The organism is Luteitalea sp. (assembly GCF_044337415.1).
Taxonomy (GTDB): Bacteria; Acidobacteriota; Vicinamibacteria; order Vicinamibacterales; family Vicinamibacteraceae; genus Luteitalea.
In genome coordinates this window covers 1-7,059 of record NZ_JBIINP010000198.1, presented here as the reverse complement: position 1 = coordinate 7,059, position 7,059 = coordinate 1, and the positions used below count along the sequence as shown (strand labels likewise).

Sequence of the window (7,059 nt, the reverse complement as noted above, 5' to 3'; positions counted from 1 at the left end):
CCATCGCGGCGGCCCGTGAGGGAGCCACCGTGGCATTGCTCGAGCCACGCGATCACCTCGGTGGCATGGTCTCGGGTGGGTTGGGCTTCACCGACTTCGGCAAGAAGGAGGTGATCGGCGGCTACTCGCTGGAGTACTACGAGCGCGCGGGCCGGAAGTACGGCGTGCCGATCCAGTGGTACCTCGAGTCGCACGTGGCCGAGGCCATCTTCCGCGAGTGGGCGGCCGAAGCCGGCGTGAAGGTCTTCTATCGCCACAGGCTGGTCGAGAAGACGGGCGTGTCCAAGGACGGCACGCGCATCACGTCCATCCGCCTCGAGAACGGCGCCGAGTTCCGCGCCAGGATCTTCGCCGACGCGACGTACGAGGGCGACCTGATGGCGCAGTCCGGCGTCACCTACACGTTCGGGCGCGAGTCGGTCGAGCAGTATGGCGAGTCGCTCGCGGGCGTGCGCGACAGGACGCCGCTGCACCAGTTCCAGGTCTCGGTGCCGGCGCGAGACGACGCCGGGCGCCTGCTGCCCGAGGTCTCGGGCGAGCCCAAGGCGGCGTCGGGCACTGCCGACACGAAGCTGCAGGCCTACAACTTCCGCGTCTGCATGACGCAGCGCGCCGACAATCGGGTGCCCTTCCCGAAGCCGGCCGGGTACTCGCCGTCGCGATACGCGCTGCTGGCGAAGATGCTGGCCGCCATGGATGTCGTCAAGCGAGAGGCGGCGCTGGCGCCGGAGGCGCAGGTGCAGAAGGGCGACCCGCGCGGGCGCCTGAAGCAGCCGTGGTCGCTGTGGGACGTGATGAAGCCGGACCCGATCCCCAACGGCAAGACCGACACCAACAACAACGGGGCGTTCTCGACCGACTACATCGGCGGCAACTACGCCTATGCGGACGGCGACTACGCGACGCGGGCGCGCATCTGGCAGGCCCATGTCGACTACGTGCAGGGCTTCCTCTACTTCCTGCAGCACGACCCGCAGGTGCCGGCGGCGCTGCACACCGCGATGGCGCCATGGGGCCTGTGCAAGGACGAGTTCGTCGACACCGGACACTGGCCGCACCAGCTGTACGTGCGCGAGGCGCGCCGGATGGTGGGAGAGTTCGTCGTGTCGCAGAAGGACATCCAGACCGACCTGCGCAAGCTCGACGTCATCGGCATGGGCTCCTACAACAGCGACTCGCACAACATCCAGCGCATCGTCAATGCCGAGGGATTCGCCGAGAACGAGGGCGACATGCAGGTGTCGGTCACGCCGTACCAGATTCCCTATCGCGTGATGCTGCCCAGACGCAGCGAGGCGACCAACCTGCTCGTGCCCGTGGCGTTCTCGGCATCGCACGTCGCGTACTCGACGCTGCGCATGGAGCCGCAGTACATGATCATCGGCCACGCCGCCGGGGTCGCGGCGCGGATGGCCATCGAGGCCAACATCCCCGTCCAGGCCGTCTCGCCCGCAGCGCTGAAGGCCAAGCTGCTCAGCCAGCGCGCGGTGTTCGAGTGGACGAAGCCACAGTAATCCGGGAGTTGGGTGCTCGGGGCTGGACGGACGTGCATCGAGGCTCCGCCCCCAGCCCCCAGCGCCAAGCCCCTGCCGTTCCCGCGCACGGCCCAGGGCTCACGGCTCAGGGCTCGGAGAGCATCCGTGCACTGCCGACTGCCGCCCGCCGACTGCCGACGACCCCGGCTCGACTCCCGTGATTGTCCCCGGCGCACGGCTGTCATATCCTCGCCGTCAGTGACACACCAGCAGCGAGGACGACCGTGACCCTGCGCGTCGGGTTCACCGGGGGCGGCAACATCTGCGATACGCACATCCGTGCCGTGGCCGAGGTGCCAGGCCTGGAGGCGGTCGCCGTGTGCGGGAGCAACGCGGTCAAGGTCGGGGCGCTGGCGGAGAAGTACGGCCTGGCCGCGGCCCCGGCACTGGCGGCCATGCTCGACGCGCATGCCCTCGACCTGCTGTGCATCGGCAGCCCGTCGGGGGTGCATACCGACGAGATCGCGCTCGCGGCGTCCCGCGGCTGTCACGTGCTCACCGAGAAGCCGCTGGACGTGACGCTCGAGCGCGTCGACACGGCGATCGAGGCCGTCGAGCGGGCTGGCGTGTCGCTGGGCGTGTTCTTCCAGGACCGTTGCACGCCTGCCTTCATAGAAGCCCGCGACGCCATCGCGGCTGGCCGCCTGGGACGGATCCTGCTCGTCGATGCGCGCGTGAAGTGGTATCGCGCGCCGGAGTACTACAGGTCCGCGCCGTGGCGCGGCAGTCCGTCGCTCGACGGCGGCGGCGCCCTGATCAACCAGGGCATCCACACCGCCGACCTGCTGCTGTTCCTGCTCGGCGAGGTCACCGAGGTGCAGGCACGCGCGGCCACGGTGCTGCACGACATCGAGGTCGAGGACACGCTGGTGGCCACGCTGTCGTTCGCGTCGGGCGCCATCGGCACGCTCCAGGCGACGACGGCTGCGTATCCTGGCTACCCCCGCCGGGTCGAGATCACCGGCACCGACGGGACGCTCATCCTCGAGCACGACCGCATCGCCGGCTGGGATCTCAAGGACGGCCATGTCGACGGCACCACGCTCACGAGCGCGACGCGGAGCGCGTCGACCGCCGTGGTGGCCGACGCCTCGCCGCACCGACGCGTGGTGGAAGACTTCGTCGCGGCCCTGCAGTCTGGGCGCCGACCCGCCTGCGATGCCAGGGAGGGACGCAGGAGCGTGGCGCTCGTCGAAGCCCTGTACGACTCGGCGCGGACCAGGGTGCCAGTCGCCGTGACGCGCGTGGTGCTGCCGGGCTGACGCCGCGCGTGGCGTGAGTTGTCGAGGGGACTGCAGGAAGGCACGCAATGAACGAGATGAACGAATCGGCCGCTGGCGTCAGTCGACGCGCCGTACTCAAGGCCATCGGCACGAGCGTGGGGACCATCGCCATGCTGCCGGCGCTGTCGGAGGAAGGCGCCCTGGCCTTCGAGGCCATCCAGCGCGCGGCCGCGGCGCCGAAGCTCAAGGTGCTCACGCCCGCGCAGTACGCGACGGTCGATGCCCTGACCGAGGCCATCATCCCCACCGACGCGCATTCGCCGGGCGCGCGTGCCGCCAGGGTGGCCGACTACATCGACCTGTTGCTGTCGGAGTCGGATGCAGGGACCAGGACCGCATGGGCTGACGGGGTGGCCGCGCTCGACGCGGCGTCGGTGGCCGCGCACAAGGTGCCGTTCGTCAAGCTGCAGCCGGCCCAGGTGAACGCCCTGCTCACGACGATCAGCGCCAACGAAGCCAGGCCGACCACGCCGGTGGAGCAGTTCTTCAAGGTCACCAAGGACGCCACCATCCGCGGCTACTACACCTCGGAGATCGGCATCCAGCAGGACCTCCAGTACAAGGGCAACCAGTACCTGCCCGAGTTCGTCGGCTGTCACACCGAGGACGGCAAGGACTGCCCCCACTGCGGGCAGAAGGCGCAACCCAGGGCGTGACGATGCACCGGCACGGCCAGGAACCCGCGGCATCCGTCACGCCCGGGAAGGAGCCCTTCGACGCCATCGTCGTCGGCTCCGGCGCGGCGGGGGGCATGGCGGCCTTCCAGTTGGCGCAGTCGGGCATCAAGGTGCTGCTGCTCGAGGCCGGGCGCATGCTCGACCCGCAGAAGGAATACAAGACGATGGAGTGGCCCTACAAGGCCCTCCGTCGCCACCGGCTGCCGGCCGACGAGTTCGCGTTGCAGGCCGCCGAGTACCGCACCCTCGACCGGCCGTACGGGCTCACGCCCGAGATGCAGCAGTACAAGAAGGTGATGGCCTACTCGGGCAATCACTTCACGAAGGACTGGATCGTCGACGAGAAGCAGCACCCGATCACCGGCACGCCGTACGCGTGGGTGCGGGCCCGCGTGCTCGGTGGCAAGACGAACCTCTGGGGACGGGTGTCGCTCCGCTTCTCCGATCTCGACCTGAAGGCGAAGAGCCACGACGGGTTCGGCGAGGACTGGCCGATTTCCTACGCCGACATCTCGCCGTACTACGACAAGGTCGACACGCTGCTCGGCATCACGGGCACGAAGGAGGGCATCCCGCACCTGCCCGACGGCCTGTTCCAGCGGCCGCTGAAGCTCAACTGCGGCGAGGTGCAGGTGCAGCGCGCCATCGCGAAGATGGGGCGCAAGCTGATTGCCGGCCGCGCGGGCGTGACCACCGACGGCGTGCTCAACAACAGGTACCGGGCGCGCTGCATGGGCCGCGGCCGCTGCGGGCGCGGCTGCGATCTCAACGCGGCGTTCCACTCGCCGGCTGCGCTCATCTTCCCGGCGCGCGACACCGGCAACCTGACCGTGCGCACCGACTCGGTGGTCTCCGAGGTGCTGGTCGACGATCGCACCAACAAGGCGACCGGCGTGCGGGTGATCGACAAGGTCAGCAAGGAGGTCATGGACTTCCGCGGCCGCATCGTCATCCTGGCCGCGTCGTGTCTCGAGTCGACGCGCCTGCTCCTGAACAGCAGGTCGGCGACCCGGTCCAACGGCACGGCGAACTCGTCGGGCGTGGTGGGGCACTACTTCAGCGAGCACGTGATGGGCCCCGGCGCGAGCGGGACCCTGCCGTCGCGCGTCGGCACCGCGCCGACCAACGACGATGGCCGACCGCAGAGCACGTACATCGTGCGGTTCCGCAACGTCACCGACAAGCACCCCGACTTCATCCGCGGGTACGGCTTCCAGGGCGCGAGCGGCGCGGCGGAGTTCCCGGCCAATGCGGCCGAGACACCCGGGTTCGGTGCGGGCTTCAAGAAGGCGGTCCGCGCCAACTACCCTGCGCGCGTGAACTACGGCGGCTTCGGCGAGGTGCTCGCCCGCAAGGAGAACCGCGTGTTCCTCGACCCCCAGGTCAAGGACGCGTGGGGCATCCCGGTGCTGAAGTTCGACTACACCTTCGGCGACAACGAGAAGAAGATGGCGGCCGACATGGCCGACACGGCCGAGGAGATGCTGCGGGCGGCCGGGGCGACCGACATCGTCGTGCGGCGCAACATCCTCACGGAGGGCTGGTCCATCCACGAGATGGGGACGGCCCGGATGGGCGCCGATCCGAAGACCTCGGTGACCAACTCGTTCGGGCAGACGCACGACATCACGAACCTGTTCGTCGTCGATGGCAGCATCTTCGTCTCGGCGAGCTGCCAGAACCCGACGTGGATGATCATGGCGCTCTGCTGGCGCGCCATGGACTACGTGAAGGACCAGATGCGGACGGGCAATCTGTAATTGCAGAATTGCGGAATCGCAGAATTGCAGAATTGCCATTCGCCACGTGCGGTACGTCGACGCGTCGATGCTGTTCGTGATGTCATGCAACTCCGCATGGCTGGGATTCTGAAATTCTGAGCGTGTGAAGTTTCCGTAGACCGTAAGGAGATGCCAGTGAAGCGAATCGGAATGGGGCTGGTCGGGGCGGGGTTCATCGGACCCCATCACCTGGAGGCGGTGCGGCGGCTGGGCTTCGTGGACGTGGTGGCCATCGCCGACTTCAACGAGGAACTGGCGCGGCAGAAGGCCGAGGCGCTCGGCGTGCCCAAGTCGTACGGGAGCTACGAGGCGCTGCTGGCCGACCCCGACATCCAGGTGGTGCACAACGCGACGCCGAACTACATGCACCACCCGGTGAACATGGCGGCCATCGCGGCCGGCAAGCACATCGTGTCGGACAAGCCGCTGGCCATGACCTCGGCACAGGCCAAGGAGCTGCTCGACGCCGCCACGGCCAAGGGCGTGGTGCACGCGGTGACGTTCAACTACCGCGGCAACCCGCTCGTGCAGCAGGCGCGGACGATGATCAAGAAGGGCGAGATCGGCCCGCCGCGCTTCATCCACGGCGCGTACCTGCAGGACTGGCTGCTCTACGACACCGACTACAGCTGGCGCCTCGAGCCGGACAAGGGCGGCGAGTCGTCGGCCATGGGCGACATCGGATCGCACTGGTGCGACCTGGCGCAGCACGTCTCGGGCCTGCGCATCACGCACGTGCTGTCGGATCTCACGACGGTCATTCCCGTGCGCAAGAAGCCGCTCGGCGCCCGCATCGCCTTTGCCAAGGGCGGCGCCGACGAGCAGTACGAGCCGGTCGACATCAAGGTCGAGGACCTCTGTTCGGTGCTGGTGCGCTTCGAGAACGGCGCCAAGGGCGCGTTCACGGTGGGCCAGATCAACGCCGGCCACAAGAACGACCTCTGGCTCGAGATCAACGGCGGCGAGGCCTCGCTGCGCTGGCACCAGGAGCAGCAGAACGAGCTCTGGATCGGGCACCGCAGCAAGGGCAACATGATCCTGCAGAAGGATCCGTCGCTGATGGACGCGGATGTCGCCGGCCTGGCCAAGCTGCCGGGCGGCCATCAGGAAGCGTGGCCCGACGCCTTCCGCAACGTGCTGAAGGCCGTCTACGAGCACATCGCCGAGGGCAAGCCGATGAGCGAGCGCCCGGCGCACTTCGCGTCGTTCGAGGACGGCTGGCGCGCCAACGCGATCATCGACGCGGTGCTGGCGAGCCACCGGAACGGCAACGTCTGGACCGCCGTCGCGTCGCTCTAGGGCCGCGGCGCCCGTGTCGCTCGCGCCCGGTCGTCCTCACGGACGGCCGGGCGTTTTCATTTTCGGGAGTCGGGAGTCGGGAGTCGGGAGTCGGGCCGGCCGTCGCCGCCGTTGCCGGAACTGCCGGCGTGTCTGGCGCGTGGCTTGCGCTTCATGTTTTTGGTCCCATCCTTCCGGTCTTCCGGATCCGTTGAAATTGGTCAGACCTGTGTGGTGCTAGTGCCGTCCGCGATGGGCAGAGTGCGCCCTAGGCCAGCAGGCAGCGGCAGGACCTCCCATCGGCGCTGACTTTGTGGCGTCCGGTAATTGACAGGCCGGATGACGGGTGATAGCGTGCGCTGGCCAGCAACCAGCACAAGTCAGCCGGAGTAGTGGTATGACCACAGAGAACCAACGCACCTCCAAGAAACCGTTCGAGGGGGTGGCCGCAGAACTCGTCGTCGCGCACGTGCGCGAACTGATCGAGCGGGGATCGCTCGGGCCC

The 7,059-nt window shown here is 68.4% G+C and carries 5 protein-coding genes; all 5 read left to right on the top strand.

Going from position 1 to position 7,059, the window contains the following annotated elements; all coding sequences use genetic code 11:
- Nucleotides 1-1,514: FAD-dependent oxidoreductase (locus ACIRDX_RS18825; RefSeq protein WP_396626979.1), on the top strand; the 1,514-nt coding region annotated here is incomplete at its 5' end.
- Between the two features lie 245 nt (nucleotides 1,515-1,759).
- On the top strand, nucleotides 1,760-2,797 hold the full coding sequence (locus ACIRDX_RS18820; RefSeq protein ID WP_396626978.1) for a Gfo/Idh/MocA family protein: 1,038 nt from the start codon (nucleotides 1,760-1,762) through the stop codon (nucleotides 2,795-2,797).
- Between the two features lie 47 nt (nucleotides 2,798-2,844).
- The gene (locus tag ACIRDX_RS18815; RefSeq protein ID WP_396626977.1) at nucleotides 2,845-3,474 is read left to right on the top strand and encodes a gluconate 2-dehydrogenase subunit 3 family protein; all 630 of its coding nucleotides are present in this window, start codon (nucleotides 2,845-2,847) and stop codon (nucleotides 3,472-3,474) included.
- A 2-nt stretch (nucleotides 3,475-3,476) separates the two neighbouring features.
- The gene (locus ACIRDX_RS18810) at nucleotides 3,477-5,255 is read left to right on the top strand and encodes a GMC oxidoreductase (protein ID WP_396626980.1); all 1,779 of its coding nucleotides are present in this window, start codon (nucleotides 3,477-3,479) and stop codon (nucleotides 5,253-5,255) included.
- A gap of 156 nt (nucleotides 5,256-5,411) precedes the next feature.
- Nucleotides 5,412-6,575: a Gfo/Idh/MocA family protein gene (locus ACIRDX_RS18805; RefSeq protein WP_396626976.1), complete on the top strand. Its 1,164-nt coding sequence runs from the start codon at nucleotides 5,412-5,414 to the stop codon at nucleotides 6,573-6,575.
- Nucleotides 6,576-7,059 lie beyond the last annotated feature (484 nt).

Coding starts and splice junctions, on each gene's coding strand:
- ACIRDX_RS18815 (WP_396626977.1), top strand. CDS start 2,845: ATGAACGAGATGAACGAATCGGCCGCTGGCGTCAGTCGACGCGCCGTA.
- ACIRDX_RS18810 (WP_396626980.1), top strand. CDS start 3,477: ATGCACCGGCACGGCCAGGAACCCGCGGCATCCGTCACGCCCGGGAAG.